The sequence below is a fragment of the Polymorphospora sp. NPDC050346 genome (assembly GCF_040655695.1).
Lineage (GTDB): Bacteria > Actinomycetota > Actinomycetes > Mycobacteriales > Micromonosporaceae > Polymorphospora > Polymorphospora lycopeni.
This window is the reverse complement of the sequence record NZ_JBFAKM010000024.1, coordinates 20,101-34,530: the sequence shown is the minus strand read 5'-3', so window position 1 is coordinate 34,530 and position 14,430 is coordinate 20,101. Positions and strand designations below refer to the sequence as shown.

13 protein-coding genes are annotated in these 14,430 nt (G+C 73.0%); 3 read left to right on the top strand and 10 right to left on the bottom strand.

Going from position 1 to position 14,430, the window contains the following annotated elements; all coding sequences use genetic code 11:
* Positions 1-383: 383 nt before the first annotated feature.
* From AB0I42_RS23385 to ruvC, 7 genes are all read right to left on the bottom strand, one after another.
* The gene (locus AB0I42_RS23385; RefSeq protein WP_357540138.1) at positions 384-902 is read right to left on the bottom strand and encodes an adenine phosphoribosyltransferase; all 519 of its coding nucleotides are present in this window, start codon (positions 900-902) and stop codon (positions 384-386) included.
* Between the two features lie 331 nt (positions 903-1,233).
* A complete protein-coding gene (gene secF / locus AB0I42_RS23380) occupies positions 1,234-2,454 on the bottom strand; it encodes a protein translocase subunit SecF (RefSeq protein WP_357539968.1) in 1,221 nt (406 codons plus the stop codon).
* 81 nt (positions 2,455-2,535) lie between these two features.
* The gene (secD, locus tag AB0I42_RS23375) at positions 2,536-4,437 is read right to left on the bottom strand and encodes a protein translocase subunit SecD (protein ID WP_357539966.1); all 1,902 of its coding nucleotides are present in this window, start codon (positions 4,435-4,437) and stop codon (positions 2,536-2,538) included.
* A gap of 171 nt (positions 4,438-4,608) precedes the next feature.
* A complete protein-coding gene (gene yajC, locus AB0I42_RS23370) occupies positions 4,609-4,941 on the bottom strand; it encodes a preprotein translocase subunit YajC (protein WP_357540136.1) in 333 nt (110 codons plus the stop codon).
* Positions 4,942-5,120: 179 nt separating this feature from the next.
* Positions 5,121-6,185 carry a Holliday junction branch migration DNA helicase RuvB gene (ruvB, locus tag AB0I42_RS23365; RefSeq protein WP_357539964.1) on the bottom strand — a complete coding sequence of 355 codons (1,065 nt, stop codon included), beginning with the start codon at positions 6,183-6,185 and terminating at the stop codon, positions 5,121-5,123.
* Between the two features lie 4 nt (positions 6,186-6,189).
* Positions 6,190-6,792 carry a Holliday junction branch migration protein RuvA gene (gene ruvA / locus AB0I42_RS23360; protein ID WP_357539962.1) on the bottom strand — a complete coding sequence of 201 codons (603 nt, stop codon included), beginning with the start codon at positions 6,790-6,792 and terminating at the stop codon, positions 6,190-6,192.
* Positions 6,789-7,319, bottom strand: a complete 531-nt coding sequence (gene ruvC, locus AB0I42_RS23355; protein ID WP_357539960.1) for a crossover junction endodeoxyribonuclease RuvC — start codon at positions 7,317-7,319, stop codon at positions 6,789-6,791. The genes ruvA and ruvC overlap by 4 nt, the downstream gene beginning before the upstream one ends.
* Positions 7,320-7,593: 274 nt before the next feature.
* Here ruvC and AB0I42_RS23350 point away from each other — a divergent pair, with 274 nt between their 5' ends.
* From AB0I42_RS23350 to AB0I42_RS23340, 3 genes are all read left to right on the top strand, one after another.
* Positions 7,594-7,935: a cupin domain-containing protein gene (locus AB0I42_RS23350; RefSeq protein WP_357539958.1), complete on the top strand. Its 342-nt coding sequence runs from the start codon at positions 7,594-7,596 to the stop codon at positions 7,933-7,935.
* Between the two features lie 67 nt (positions 7,936-8,002).
* Positions 8,003-8,785 (top strand): 3-hydroxybutyrate dehydrogenase, encoded by a 783-nt coding sequence (locus tag AB0I42_RS23345; protein ID WP_357539956.1) that lies wholly within the window; start codon positions 8,003-8,005, stop codon positions 8,783-8,785.
* Between the two features lie 18 nt (positions 8,786-8,803).
* Positions 8,804-10,723, top strand: a complete 1,920-nt coding sequence (locus tag AB0I42_RS23340; protein ID WP_357539954.1) for a helix-turn-helix domain-containing protein — start codon at positions 8,804-8,806, stop codon at positions 10,721-10,723.
* A gap of 44 nt (positions 10,724-10,767) precedes the next feature.
* On the opposite strand, the gene AB0I42_RS23335 is transcribed toward AB0I42_RS23340, so the two are convergent.
* The 3 genes from AB0I42_RS23335 to AB0I42_RS23325 all read right to left on the bottom strand — a co-directional run bounded on the left by AB0I42_RS23335 (position 10,768) and on the right by AB0I42_RS23325 (position 14,428).
* A complete protein-coding gene (locus AB0I42_RS23335; RefSeq protein WP_357539952.1) occupies positions 10,768-11,517 on the bottom strand; it encodes a TetR/AcrR family transcriptional regulator in 750 nt (249 codons plus the stop codon).
* 12 nt (positions 11,518-11,529) lie between these two features.
* A complete protein-coding gene (locus AB0I42_RS23330) occupies positions 11,530-13,086 on the bottom strand; it encodes an MFS transporter (protein WP_357539950.1) in 1,557 nt (518 codons plus the stop codon).
* A 307-nt stretch (positions 13,087-13,393) separates the two neighbouring features.
* A complete protein-coding gene (locus AB0I42_RS23325) occupies positions 13,394-14,428 on the bottom strand; it encodes an aminotransferase class V-fold PLP-dependent enzyme (protein ID WP_357539948.1) in 1,035 nt (344 codons plus the stop codon).
* Positions 14,429-14,430 lie beyond the last annotated feature (2 nt).

Genomic DNA, 14,430 nt, shown 5'->3' with positions numbered 1-14,430 from the left:
ACCTCGCCCGATCCGTTTGCGGCGGCGTTGTCCTCGCCAGTCGGGTGCACCGTGTCCTCCACCGAAGGGGCGACGTCGTGGGACACCGGCCTCCTCACACCTCGCCGGAAAATGAGCCAGCCGGGTATCCGGCCGACCAGCCCGAATCAGCCGACCGTAACCGGCCGGTGCCTTCCTCCGCTAGCCGGGTGGAACGGTTCCCGCCCGGTCCTGGCCAACTTCCCGCCCGGTCCTGACTGACCGCCCACCTGCTCCTGGCCAGACAGATCACTCCCCACCTGGTCAGAAGGCCCATCCTACCCGTCCGGGAGACCCGACGCCGTTCGCTCGGCCAGCGGGTCGGGCACCCGGGGACACTTCCGCCGTACGGGCACCCGGTGGGATCAGACCGTCAGCAGGGCATGTACCGCCCGGGGAGACAACCGCTCCCGGCCGCCGAGGAACGACAACTCCAACAGCACGGTGAACCCGGCGATCGTGCCACCGGCCCGCTCCACCAGATCGAGGGTCGCCCGCGCCGTACCGCCGGTCGCCAGCACGTCGTCGACGACCAGAACCCGCTGCCCGGCGGCGAACGCGTCCTGGTGCACCTCCAGCGTCGCCTCCCCGTACTCCAGGGCGTACGACTCGGCGTACGCGGCCCGGGGCAGCTTGCCCGCCTTGCGCACCGGTACGACACCGGTCCCCGCCGCGTACGCGATCGCCGCCGCCACCACGAAGCCGCGGGCCTCGATGCCGACCACGACGTCGAAGGAGTCCCGGTCGTGATAGGCGATGATGCCGTCGACGACCTCGCGGAAGGCGGCACCGTCGGCGAAAAGCGGCATCAGGTCCTTGAAGAGGACGTCCGGCTTGGGAAAGTCGGGTACGTCCAGGACCCGGCTCGCCACCAGGCGCGCCATCTCCGGGCCGCTGTCGCCCCGCAGTTCGGTGCCGGCCCGCGCCACCGCGTCAGCGGCCGCGCCACCAAGCCTGACAGTTCCCTCACTCCGCTCGGTCACAGGTCACCTCGCTCCGCTCAGCACCACCGTGAACACCACCGAGCCCAACGGTTCCCTCACTCCGCTCGGTCACGGTGTCACCTCGCTCCGCTCGGCACCACCGTGAACACCACTGAGCCCAATGGTTCCCTCGCTCCGCTCGGTCACAGCGCTCCCTCTGGCATCGAAGACGGCGCCCGGCACGCCGTACGAGACAGCATGCCGGACGCCGGTTTCAGTTCTGGTGCGTGGGTCAGCGGCGCTTGCCACCGGGGCGGTTGCCGCCACCGGGACGGCCGCTGCTGCGGCCACCCCCACCGGAGGACCGCTTGCCCGCCGGCCGGGCGCCCGCCTTCGGCGCCGCCCCGGCCAGGGCGGCCACCTCGGTCTCCTCGGCCGGCGCGACCGCCGCCGGGGTCTTCGCGCTCTTGGCCGCGCGGCCGGCGCCCTTCGGGCCCACGTCGCCGCGGGCGACGGCGGCCCGACGGGAGAGAACCCGCTCGGTGTGCGCCCGGATCTTCGGCTCGTAGTCCTTGAAGGTCACCAGGACCGGCGGGGCGAAGAAGAGCGACGAGTAGACGGCGACCGCCATACCCACGAAGAGCACGAGGCCGAGGTCCTTCAGCGTGCCGGCGCCGAGCAGGCCGGCCCCGATGAAGAGCAGACCGCCAACGGGCAGCAGGGCCACCACGCTGGTGTTGATCGACCGCATCAGGGTCTGGTTGACCGCCAGGTTGGTCGACTCGGCGTACGTCCTGGTGCTGCCACCGGTGATGCCGCGCGTGTTCTCGTGGACCTTGTCGAACACCACGACGACGTCGTACAGCGCGAAACCGACGATGGTCAGGAAACCGATGATCGTCGACGGGGTGACCTCGAAGCCGACCAGCGAGTAGACACCCGCGGTCAGGATCAGGTCGAGCAGCAGCGAACTGACGGCGGCGACCGCCATCCGCCACTCGAACCGCAGGATCAGGTAGACGGTGACGACCGCGATGAAGACCAGCAGACCGAGCAGGGCCCGCTCGCTCACCTGGGCGCCCCAGGCACCGCTGACCCGGCTGGAGCTGATCTCGCTGACCGGCAGGCTGAACTCCTCGGCCAGGATGTCCTGGACCTCCTGGGAGTTCGCCGGCGACAGCTCGCCGGTGCGGATCAGGTAGGAGCCGCTCGTCGCGTTGCCGACCTGCTGGACCGAGACGACCTCGGGCGCCTCGGCGAGCCCTTCGAGGCTGCCCAGGGCATCCTCGACCGCGGTCTCGGCCCGCTCCATGGTGCCGATGCTGGCCGGGACCTGGAACTCGTTGCCGCCCCGGAAGTCGATGCCGAGGCTGAAGCCACGAACCGCGAAGCTCAGAATCGCCACGAGGACGAGTGCGCCGGCGACCGAGAACCACACCTTGCGGCGGTTGACGATGTTGAGGCCGGCCTCGCCCCGGTAGAGGCGGCTTGCCAGACCATTGCGGCCGCTCATGCCGCTACCTCGTTTCGTTCTGCACCGGCCTTCGGCACGGCGGCACTGACCTGGATGGTTCGCTCGCTGGGCCCGTACACGTCAGGCCTCCTTGGTGCGCGGGGCGCCGGGCTTGACCGGCTGCTCCGCCTCGTCGTCCTGCTCCAGGATCCGGCCGAGACCGCTGACCCGCGGCGACAGGAACGCCTTGGTCCGGGCGAACATCGTCATGATCGGGTGCCGGAAAAGGAAGACCACGACCAGGTCGAGGATGGTGGCCAGGCCCAGCGCGAAGGCGAAGCCCTTCACCACACCGACCGAGACGATGTAGAGCACCACCGCCGCGAGGATCGTGATCACGTTCGCCGAGATGATGGTCCGGCGGGCCCGGACCCAGGCGCGCGGCACCGCGCTGCGCGGGCTGCGGCCCTCCCGGATCTCGTCCTTCAATCGTTCGAAGTAGATGACGAACGAGTCGGCGGCGACACCCAGTGAGACGATGAACCCGGCGATGCCGGCGAGGGTCAGGGTGAAGCCGATCTGTCGGCCAAGCACGATCAGCGCGCCGAAGACCAGCAGCGCGGACAGGATGAGGCTCAGGAAGATCACGGTGCCGAGCAGCCGGTAGTAGAAGAATGCGTAGATCGCCACCAGGGCCATGCCGATGCCCATGGCGAGCAGACCGGCGCGCAGGTATTCGCTGCCCAGCGTCGCGGAGACGGCCTGGGCCTCCTGCGGCTCGAAGGTGATCGGCAGCGCACCGAAGCGCAGGTTGCTGGCGAGTTCGTTGGCGTCGCGACTGGTGAACTGGCCGGTGATCTGCGAGTCACCGGTGAGCACGCCCTGGATCTCCGGCGAGGAGATCACGTCGTTGTCGAGCACGACCGCGACCCGGCACTTGCCGTCCTGGCCGAGGGCCGCCTGCTCGCAGGCCTGGCCCTCGTTGTTGAACGCCTCGCGGGTCAGGTTGGTCCACTTGCTCTGGCCCGAACCGGTGAAGTTCAGGCTGACCACCCACTGGCTGGTGGTCTGGTCGAGGACGGCGTTGGCGTCGTTGACGTCGGTGCCGAGCACCTTGGCCACGTCGAGCAGGTACTTGACCTGGCCCTCACAGGCCACCGCCATCTGGCCCTCGTCCCGGATCGAACCGGGCAGCCGCTCCTCGAGCTGCAGGCAGCCGATGGTCGGCACGTTGAACTGGAAGGCCGGCGGCAGCACCCCGACCTCGCGGCCGGTCAGCTGGGCGAACGGCGCGAGAGCGGCGTCGAGGACCTCGTCCTGGCCGAGCTGGGCCGGCGCCTGGAGCTGCTCCGCGGCGGCCCAGGAATTCGCGCCGAGCTTGGCCCGCACCGCGGCGAGCAGTTCCTCGTTGGTCTCGGCATCCTCGACCGACGGTGCGGAGACCGCGGGCGTGGGCTCGGGAGTGGCCTCCGCCGACGGGGTGGCCGACGCGGTCGGCGCGGGGGCCATGCCGCCCTGGCCGGCGGCGCTGGCCGACGCGGACGGCGACGCCGATGCCGACGGGTCGGCGGAGCCGGACGGGGCCGGGTCGGCCGAGCCGCTCGGTTCCGGGGTGCCGCTCGGCGCGGGCGCCGGGACGCCGCCACCGCCGTCGGTGACCTTGAGGACCTTGCGGAACCGCAGCTCGGCCGCTGCCCCGACCTCGGACAGATCGCGGTTCTGGCCGGGCAGGGAGACGACGATGTTGCGGTTACCCTCAGTGACCACCTCGGCCTCGGAGACACCGAGGCTGTTGACCCGGCTCTCGATGATGTTGCGGGCCTCTTCGAGGTTCTCCGCCGGCGGGTCCTGGCCGTCTGGGGTGATCGCCTCGAGCGTCACGCGGGTGCCGCCGATGAGGTCGAGCCCCAGCCGGGGCTCCAGCCGCTCCTTCAGACCTCCGCTCGCGCCAGCGAAGAACACCAGGAGATAGAGAATGGCGAAGATGAGGCCGAGCACGGCGAGTTGCCGCCCGGGCCGCATCTGTCCCTGAGGTGGTGCCACGGCTGTCGTGTCTCCCTGCGCGGTCGGCCGCTGAGTGTGGTGGGCGGCGGGTGGTGGCGCGCCGGCACACCCTGGCCGGCGACGGGTATCTTGCGCGCCGGCCAGCAGGCCGACCGGCGCGATTATCTAGTATCTTCGATGTTCTCGCGACCCCGTCGGCGGGGTCGCGGGTCACTCCTTGCGGAGATCCGGTCCGGTGCTGGCCGTGTTCTCGGCCTCGGGCTCCGGCGTCTCCTCGATCTCCTCCGGCCGGTCGACGCTGTTCACCACGCGGGCGATCGCCGGACGGGCGAAGCGGAGCTGCACGCCGGGCGACGGCTCGAGGGTGACGGTGTCGTCGTCGACGGCCGCCACCGTGCCGTGCAGGCCGCCGATGGTCACGACCTGATCGCCGGGGCCGAGCGCGGACTGCATCTGCTCAGCCTCTTTGCGCCGCTTCTGCTGCGGACGGATCATCATGAAATACATGACGCCGAAAAGCAGGGCGATCATCAGGATCGGCATGAAACTGCCGGCGCCACCGCCGGACTCTGCTGCCAAATGCACGCTACGACCTTCCCATTGGCCTCGACCACCAGCGTGGGGGCGCCGGAGCGGAGGAATGACTTCACATCCTGTGCGGACCGCGGCGAGTCTAGTCGCTGTGCCTGTAAACACCGAACTTGGTGCAGATCACGAACACATCACGCCTGCTGGCCGGAGCTGAAAAGGTCGGGCCCGGACTGGGGCGGCGCCCCGAAGGAACCCGACGGCGGCGTACGCCCGAGATGCTTCCAGGCCGCCTCGGTGGCCACCCGGCCGCGCGGCGTACGCGCCAGCAGGCCGGCGCGGACGAGGAACGGTTCGCACACCTCTTCGACCGTGTCGGGCTGCTCCCCCACCGCGACGGCCAGCGTCGACAGGCCGACCGGACCACCCCGGAAGAGGTCGACGAGCGCGGTCAGCACGCCCCGGTCGAGCCGGTCCAGGCCCAGGTCGTCGACGTCGTAGACCTGGAGGGCGGCGCGGGCGGTCTCCAGGGTGACCACGCCGTCGGCGCGTACCTCGGCGAAGTCGCGGACCCGGCGCAGCAGCCGGTTGGCGATCCGCGGCGTGCCCCGGGACCGGCCGGCCACCTCGGCCGCGGCGTCGTCGGTGATCGGCACCCCGAGGATCCGGGCCGACCGCTGCAACAGCGCCTCCAGGTCGGCCGGCGAATAGAAGTCGAGGTGGGCGACGAACCCGAACCGGTCGCGCATCGGGCCGGTCAGCAGGCCGGACCGGGTGGTGGCGCCGACCAGCGTGAACGGCTCCACGTCCAGCGGGATCGCGGTCGCGCCCGGCCCCTTGCCGACCACCACGTCGACCCGGAAGTCCTCCATGGCGCTGTAGAGCAGTTCCTCGGCCGGCTTGGCGATCCGGTGGATCTCGTCGATGAACAGGACGTCGCCCTCGGTGAGGCTGGTCAGGATCGCCGCCAGGTCACCGGAGCGCTCGATCGCCGGGCCGCTGGTGATCCGGATGCCGGAACCCAGCTCGGCCGCGACGATGTTGGCCAGCGTCGTCTTGCCCAGCCCGGGCGGCCCGGACAGCAGGATGTGGTCGGGCGGCGAGCCCCGGCGCATGGCGCTCTTGAGCAGCAGTTCGAGCTGGTCGCGGACCCGGTGCTGGGCGATGAAGTCGGCCAGCCGCTTCGGGCGGACGCTGACCTCGGCGTCATGCTCGGCGTCGGTCGCCCAGGCCGACACCAGCCCCTCGGCGTCGCTCATCGGGTCACCTGGTCCGGCCCAGCAGGCGGATGGCCTGCTTGAGCAGGACCGGCACCGGCGGGGTCGGGCCGTCGACGGTCTCGGCGACCGCCGTGACCGCCTGGTCGGCCTGGGAGGCGGTCCAGCCGAGGCCGACCAGCGCCTGGCGGACCTGGTCGTGCCAGGCCCCGGCGGTGACCCCGGCCGCACCGTCCGGGCCGACCGGGACCGGGCCGACCCGGTCGCGCAACTCCAGGACCAGCCGTTCGGCGCCCTTCTTGCCGATTCCCGGCACCTTGGTCAGGGTGGCGGTGTCGCCGCCGCCGATGGCCCGCCGCACGGTGTCCGGGCTGTGCACGGCCAGCACCGCCTGGGCCAGCCGGGGGCCCACACCGCTGGCGGTCTGGAGCAGTTCGAAGAGCTGCTTCTCGTCGTCGTCGGCGAAGCCGTACAGCGTCAGCGAGTCCTCGCGTACGACCAGGGTGGTGGCCAGCCGGGCCGGCTGCCCGACCCGCAGGTTGGCCAGGGTGCCGGGGGCGCACTGCACGGCGAGCCCGACCCCGCCCACCTCGACCACCGCCCCGTCGGGCGACACGGCGGCGACGACGCCCTGGACACTCGCGATCATCGGGTTCCTCCCCTGCGGGCGGCCTGGGCCGCGGCGGCGGCGAGCCGGGACCGCGTCCCGCCGCGCCAGACGTGACAGATGGCCAGCGCCAGCGCGTCGGCGGCGTCGGCCGGTCGGGGCGGCGCGTCCAGCCGCAGCAGCCGGGTGACCATGGTGGTGACCTGGGCCTTGTCAGCCTGGCCGGAGCCGGTGACGGCGGCCTTGACCTCGCTCGGCGTGTAGGTCTGCACGGGCAGGCCGGCCCGTGCCCCGGCCAGGACGGCGACGGCGCTGGCCTGGGCGGTGCCCATCACGGTGCGGGTGTTGTGCTGGCTGAAGACCCGCTCGACGGCGACGCTCTCCGGCCGGTGCTCGGCGACCAGGTCGGTCAGCGCCCGGTCGAGGTGCAACAGGCGCAGCGACAGGTCGTCGCCGGGATCGGTGTGGACCACGTAGTAGCCGACCAGGGTGCACGGCCGGCCGGGCACCCCCTCGACCACGCCGACTCCGCACCGGGTCAGCCCCGGGTCGACGCCGAGCACCCGCACCCGTTTTCCTCCCCGCTCTGCCGTCGAGCCCCGCACTGACCTATACGCCCGTACTCACCCGCACGCCCGTTTGTCCCCGCCGGTGGCCCCCGCCGGGCCCGGCTCGGGGCCCACCTCCGGCAGTACGTGTGTTCGACACCCTACTGCGTGCGTACGACACCACCGTGCGACGACACACCCGCCACAGGCCACCGGTCGCCGGTTGGCCGTCGTGCCCGGCCGGGCGCCGCCCTACCGTACCGATCATGAACAGGACCGGGGAGGCGACGCCGTCATGCACGTGATCGAGGGGGCCGGCCGGTGGGTGCCGCCGGCGGACGGGACGTCCAGCCGGTACGAGGAGCACCTGCGGGTTCCGGACATGTCGCTGGGTACGTACCGGATCCCGGCGGGCGGGACGGACGGGCAGAACCCGCACACCGAGGACGAGGTGTACGTGGTGACCGCAGGGCGCGCCCGGCTGGTCACGCCGGACGGGGCGGCACCGGTGGGTCCGGGGTCGGTGGTGTTCGTGCCGGCCGGCGAGGAGCACCGGTTCGTCGACGTGACCGAGGACCTGACGGTGCTGGTCTTCTTCGGTCCCGCCGAAGGACTTCGCGGGCAGGCGGCCACATAGGTTCGGCGCCGAGTATGTGCCCGCCGACCATGTGCCGCCGGGCGTGATGCTCGTAACTTCATGCGCCATGACGGCAGAACCCGTGGCGGTCCCCCACACCGTGCAGCTCGACCTGTCGGGGCGTACCGCCCTGGTGACCGGGGGCGGCAGCGGCATCGGCCGGGCGTGCGTCGTACGGCTGGCCGCCGCCGGGGCGGCGGTGGTCGTGGTGGACCGCAACGTCGAGGCGGCCAAGGAGGTCGCGGCGCTGACCGGCGGCCGCGCCGAGGGAATCGACCTCGCCGAACCCGGTGCCGTCGACCGGCTCGACCCCGCCATCGACATCGTGGTCAACAACGCCGGGTTGCAGCACGTCGCCCCAATCGAGGAGTTTCCGGCCGAACGGTTCGCCTACATCCAGAAGGTGATGGTCGAGGCGCCGTTCCTGCTGGTCCGTCGGGCCCTGCCGCACATGTACGCCACCGGCTGGGGCCGCGTGATCAACATCTCTTCGGTGCACGGGCTGCGGGCCTCGGCGTACAAGTCGGCGTACGTGACGGCGAAGCACGCGCTGGAGGGGCTGTCCAAGGTCGTCGCGCTGGAGGCCGCCGCGCACGGGGTGACCGCCAACTGCATCAACCCCGGGTACGTCCGTACCCCGCTGGTGGAGGGCCAGATCGCCGCCCAGGCCCGCAGCCACGGCATCCCGGAGACCGAGGTCGTCGAGCGGATCATGCTGGCCCGGGCGGCGATCAAGCGGCTGGTCGAGCCGGAGGAGGTCGCCGAGCTGATGGCCTACCTGTGCACCCCGGCCGCCTCGTTCATCACCGGCAGTTCCCTGGCGCTCGACGGGGGCTGGACGGCGAACTGAGTCGGCCGGTCCACCACAATGGGGATCATGACCTCGCCGATCGAGTTCCTGGAACTGCTGGCCCGCGAGGCCGCGGCGGTCGAGTTCGAGGGACCGGTCGTGGCCGCCCGCGAGGCCGGGCTGCCCGCCGACCGACTCGCCGACCTGGAGGCCGCCAAGCTCGTCGCGCTGCGGGTACGCGGCCTGCTGGAGCGCCGCCGCCGGCGCGAGGTGGAGCTGTCCGGCCTCTACGACACCGCCTCCGACCTGGCCGGGCTGCGCGACGTCGACGCGGTGTTGCACGCCATCGTGCGCCGGGCCCGGCACCTGCTCGGCGCCGACGTGGCGTACATGACGCTCAACGACCCCGACCGCGGCGACACCTACATGCGGGTCACCGACGGTTCGGTGTCGGCGCGCTTCCAGCGGCTGCGGCTGCCGATGGGCGCCGGCCTCGGCGGCCTGGTGGCGCAGTCCGGCACCCCGTACGTGACCGCCGACTACGGGCAGGACGCCCGGTTCCGGCACACCGGTGAGATCGACGCCGGGGTCGGCGAGGAGGGTCTGGTCGCCATCCTCGGCGTACCGCTGCGGCTCGGCTCCGGGGTGATCGGGGTGCTCTACGCCGCCAACCGCACCGCGCGACCGTTCGCCCGCGAGGAGGTGGCGCTGCTGGTGTCGCTGGCCGCGCACGCCGCCGTCGCGATCGACACCGCCCGGCTGCTCGCCGAGACCCGGGCCGCGCTGGAGGAGCTGTCGACGGCCAACTCCACCATCCGGGCGCACAGCGCGTCGGTGGAGCGGGCCGCCGCCGCGCACGACCGGATGACGTCGCTGGTGCTGCGCGGCGGCGGGGTCGAGGACGTGGCCGCGGCCGTCACCGACGTACTCGGCGGGGCGCTGCTCGCCCTGGACGCCGACGGCCGGCAGATCGCCCGGGTCGGCCGGATCGACGAGCCGGACCGGCCGTCGATCGTGGAGGCGGTCGCCGCGTCGCGCACCGAGGGACGCAGCGTCCGGCGGGGCCCGCTGTGGTACGCGGCCGTCGTCGCCGGCACCGAGAACCTCGGCGCCCTGGTGCTGCGTCCCGACAGCGAACTCGTCGACGCCGACCAGCGGATCCTGGAGCGGGCGGCGCTGGTGACCGCGCTGCTGCTGCTCTTCCGGCGCACCGTCGCCGAGGCGGAGAGCCGGGTCCGCGGCGAACTGCTCGACGACCTGATCGCCCGGCCGGTGCACGACGCCGAGGCACTGCGTGGCCGGGCCCGCCGCCTCGGTGTGGACCTCGACGACCCGCACGTGCTGGTCGCCGTCGGCGACGACGCGATCGCCGGCACCGGGTCGGCCCGGCAGCGGGTGGTGTCGTGGGCGACGACGTACGCGTCGACCCGCGGCGGGCTGGCCGCGGCCCGCAACGGGCGGGTGGTGCTGATGCTGCCCGGCAGCGACGCCGGCGGCTGCGCCCGGGCGGTGGCCCGCGACCTGTCCCGGATCACCGGGCGGCCGGTGACGGCCGGGGCGAGCGGCCCGTCGACCGGGCCGGCGTCGCTGGCGGTGGCGTTCCGCGAGGCCGACCGGTGCCTGACCGCCCTGGCCGCGCTCGGCCGGGCCGGGCAGGGGGCGAGCACCAGTGAGCTGGGCTTCGTCGGGCTCCTGCTCGGCGCCGTCGGCGACGACGCCGACCGGGACGTGACCCGGTTCCTGACCGACACCGTCGGCCCGGTCGTCGACTACGACGCCCGGCGGGGTACGGCGCTGGTCAAGACGCTGGAGGCGTACTTCGGGGTGGGTGGCAGCCTGGCCCGCGCGGCCGAGCAGTTACACGTGCACGTCAACACGGTGACGCAGCGGTTGGACCGGGTGGGGCAGCTTCTCGGGCCGGACTGGCAGCGGCCCGAGCGGGCGCTGGAGGTGCAGTTGGCGCTGCGCCTGCACCGGCTGCGTACCCCGACGACCTGACCGGGCGGCGGCCCGGGGCGAGCCGCGGTTTGGCCGACGGATCGTCAGGCGTCGCCGGGTGGCCCGGTCCGGCCGGCGGCCGGACCGGCGATGCCGGCCAGCAGGGTGTCGACGACCCGTACGGCGAGGTCGGTGTCGTCGAGGTTCGGCAGCGGCCGGACGACCCGGTGCAGCAGGACCGGGCCGGTCAGCATCGCCACGGCCAGCTCGACGTCGAGATCGGGGCGCAGTTCGCCGGTGGCGACGCCGCGGCGCAGCACCCGGCGCAGCACCTCGCGGCGCGGCTCCATGATCTCCTGGTAGAGCCGGTCCTGCTCCGGGGTGCGGTGGAACTGCGGCGCCAGGCAGGTCATGATCCGCGCCGCCCGCTCGTCGGTGTGCTGGCCGACGACCTCCAGCAGCGACACCACGTCGTCGCGGACCGAGTCGCCGACCGGCTCGGCCGGGGCACCCTTGAGCGTGCGCAGCGCGTCGACCAGCAGCGCGTCCTTGCCCGGCCAGCGGCGGTAGATGGTGGCCTTGCCGACGCCGGCCCGGGCGGCGACCGCCTCGACCGAGAGCGTCTCGACGCTGCCGCCCTCGGCGAGCAGGTCGAGGACCGCCTCGACGATGGCCTCGTCGGCGCGGCTGCTGCGCGGCCGGCCCGGCGGTCGTGCGCCCGCCCGCGCCCCCGGCGCCTCGGGTGGCCGGGTGATCCCGGACCGGTCGGTCCCGGGCCGGTCGGGGTGCCGGGCGGTTCCGGAACGGTCGGCGGGCCGGGCGGCGGCGCGGTCGTCGGGCATCGGAGCGGGCATCGAGTGCCGAGCCTAGGACACGTCGACGAGTTCCTGGTCACCGGCCGGCGCCGGCTCGGCCCGGCGGCCCGGGATCCAGCGCAGTGCGGCGACGACACCGAGCACGGCGGCCACGGCCGAGACGACGGCCGCCACGTGCATCGCCGAGACGAAGGCGGCATCGGCCGCGGCGGTCACCGCACCGCCGGCCGCGCCGAGTCGGTCGGCGACGCCGTACGCGCCGGAGATCGACCCGCTGACCGCTTCCCGTACGCCGGCCGGCAGGTCGGCGGCGGCCGGGGCGATCTCGGCCCGGTAGATCCCGGCCAGGACGGAGCCGACGACGGCGACGCCGAGGGCGCCGGCCACCTGCCGCACGGTGTTGCTGACCGCCGAGCCGACCCCGGCCTTCTCCCGGGGCAGCGCCGACATGATCGATTCGGTGGCCGGCGGCATGATGTTGGCCATGCCGGCGCCCTGGAGGAGGAAGAGCACGCTGAACAGCCAGATCGGGGTCCGCTCGTCGAGGAGGACGAACCCGGCCATGGCGAGCGCGACCAGGCCGAGCCCGGTGGCGCAGACGGCGCGGGCACCGTACCGGGCGACCATCGCGGCACTGCGCGGGGCGAAGATCAGTTGGGCGACGGCGAACGGCAGGAAGAGCAGCCCGGTCGTCAGCGGGCTGTAGCCGCGTACGAGCTGGAGGTAGAAGGCGCTGAAGAACATCACGCCCATGCTGGCGAACCAGACCAGCCCCACCACGGCCGTCGGCGCGGCGAAGCGCGCCACCCGGAACAGGCGTACGTCCAGTGCCGGGAACGGCGTACGCCGCTCGTGCAGGACGAACGCGGTCAGCAGCAGCACGCCGCCGACGAGGGAGATCCACACGGTCGGCCGGCCGAAGCCGTGCTCGCCGCCGTCGATGATGCCGTACGTCAGCGCGACCAGGCCGGCGACCGACAGGAGCACCCCGGGTACGTCGATCCGCCCCGGCCGGGGATCGCGCGACTCGGGCACCAGCAGCGCCACCGCGATCAGGCCGGCGGCGGTGACCGGCACGTTGATCAGGAACACCGAGCCCCACCAGAAGTGCTCCAGCAGCAGCCCGCCGAGGATCGGGCCGATGGCGACGGCGATGCCGACCGCGCCGGCCCACAGGCCGATCGCGCGCGGCCGTTCGCGGGGGTCGAAGACGTTCGAGATGATCGAGAGGGTGACCGGCATGATGGCGGCGCCGCCGACGCCCATCAGCGCCCGGGCGGCGATCAACTGGCCGGGGTCCTGGGCGTACGCCGACAGCAGCGAGCCCAGGCCGAACACGGCCAGCCCGAGGAGGAGGAACCGCTTGCGGCCGTAGCGGTCGCCGAGGACACCGAAGGTGAACAGCAGCCCGGCGAAGACCAGGGTGTACGAGTTGATCGACCATTCGAGTTCGCCCTGGGTGGCGCCGAGGCCGCGGACCGGGTCGGCGAGGGTGCGCAGGGCGACGTTGAGGATCGTGTTGTCGAGTACGACGACCAGCAGGCTGACCACGAGCACGCCGAGGATCGCCCACCGCCTGGGATGTCCGCTGTTCTCGTCCGGTCGCATGCGTCCCCCAAAAACGATACGGAACAGTCTCGTAACGCGATCAGCGTAGGTCTGGGGTTAGCGATACGGAACGGTACCGTTTCGATTGTGACCGCGCTCACCCGCGCCGGCACCACACGCCGCGCCGGACGGCGCCAGCGGCGCCGGCACACGAGATTGATCTGAGCGGGAGGGACCCTACGGCTGGCGGATAAGGGCTCTGCCGCTCAGATCAACGACGAGCCCCACCGGCAACTCCGACAATTCGGCCCGACGGCGGACGGCGGACGGCGGGTGGCGGGTGGCCGGCACCCGGGCGCGGAGGCCGTCAGGTCAGTGCGGACAGGGCGAGGTCGACGTCGTCCACGGTGGAGTAGAGGTGGAACGAGGCGCGGACCCGGCCGCCACGGACCGCCGCACGCACCCCGGCCGCCGCCAGCCGCTCCTGCGCGCCCGGCACGTCGACGGTCACGATCGCGCTGTCCCCCGGCGGACGGCCGAGGCCGACCAGGAACCGGTTGGCCAGGTCCACGTCGTACGCGTGCACCGCCGCCACCCCGATCTCCGCCAGCAACTCCAGCGCGGGCGCGGCGCCGACCCAGTTCAGCCAGGCCGGTGAGATGTCGAACCGGCGGGCGTCGGACGCCAGCCGCAGCGGCGGGCCGTAATAGGACTCGTGGACCGCCGCCCCGGCGTACCAGCCGGCGGCCGACGGGGTCATCCGCTCGCGCAACCCGGGCGCGAAGTAGCCGAACGCGACGCCCCGTGGCGCCATCAGCCACTTGTAGGCGCTGACCACCACGGCATCGGCGGCGGCACCCGAGAACGGCAGCCAGCCACAGGCCTGGGTCGCGTCGACGACGACCAGCGCACCGTGTGCCCGGGCCGCGGCCACGATCTCGTCGTACGCGGCGACGGCCCCGGTCGCGGACTGCACCAGGCTGAACGCGACCACGTCGGTCGACGCGTCGACGGAACCGGCGAGTTCGGCGGCCGGTACGGTGCGGACCCGCACTCCCCGCCCGGCCTGCGCCAGGTAGGGGAACAGGTTGGAGGTGAACTCCTCGACCGGCACCAGCACCCGGGCGCCGTCCGGCAGCGCCGCCGCGAGCGGGGCCAGCACCTGCGAACCGGCGGCCCCGACGGTCACGTCCGCGGCGGGCACCCCGACGAGTCCGGCGAAGGCGGCCCGGGACCGGCCGACCGACTCGTCCCAGCCTTCCCACGACGTACGGCCGACCCGCCAGTCGGCGAGCGCCGCCTGCATCGCGTCCCAGGCCGGCCGCGGCGGCAGTCCGTAGCTGGCCGTGTTGAGCCAGCCCGGCTCGGGCTGCCACAGTTCGCGGGCCGCCGCCAGGTCCATCG

What these genes read in the sequence shown, in the direction of transcription:
- AB0I42_RS23385 (WP_357540138.1), bottom strand. Translation starts at nt 902, where the DNA reads ATGGCGCGCCTGGTGGCGAGCCGGGTCCTGGACGTACCCGACTTTCCC.
- secF (WP_357539968.1), bottom strand. Translation starts at nt 2,454, where the DNA reads ATGAGCGGCCGCAATGGTCTGGCAAGCCGCCTCTACCGGGGCGAGGCC.
- yajC (WP_357540136.1), bottom strand. Translation starts at nt 4,941, where the DNA reads ATGCCGATCCTGATGATCGCCCTGCTTTTCGGCGTCATGTATTTCATG.
- ruvB (WP_357539964.1), bottom strand. Translation starts at nt 6,185, where the DNA reads ATGAGCGACGCCGAGGGGCTGGTGTCGGCCTGGGCGACCGACGCCGAG.
- ruvA (WP_357539962.1), bottom strand. Translation starts at nt 6,792, where the DNA reads ATGATCGCGAGTGTCCAGGGCGTCGTCGCCGCCGTGTCGCCCGACGGG.
- AB0I42_RS23350 (WP_357539958.1), top strand. Translation starts at nt 7,594, where the DNA reads ATGCACGTGATCGAGGGGGCCGGCCGGTGGGTGCCGCCGGCGGACGGG.
- AB0I42_RS23345 (WP_357539956.1), top strand. Translation starts at nt 8,003, where the DNA reads ATGACGGCAGAACCCGTGGCGGTCCCCCACACCGTGCAGCTCGACCTG.
- AB0I42_RS23340 (WP_357539954.1), top strand. Translation starts at nt 8,804, where the DNA reads ATGGGGATCATGACCTCGCCGATCGAGTTCCTGGAACTGCTGGCCCGC.
- AB0I42_RS23335 (WP_357539952.1), bottom strand. Translation starts at nt 11,517, where the DNA reads ATGCCCGCTCCGATGCCCGACGACCGCGCCGCCGCCCGGCCCGCCGAC.
- AB0I42_RS23330 (WP_357539950.1), bottom strand. Translation starts at nt 13,086, where the DNA reads ATGCGACCGGACGAGAACAGCGGACATCCCAGGCGGTGGGCGATCCTC.
- AB0I42_RS23325 (WP_357539948.1), bottom strand. Translation starts at nt 14,428, where the DNA reads ATGGACCTGGCGGCGGCCCGCGAACTGTGGCAGCCCGAGCCGGGCTGG.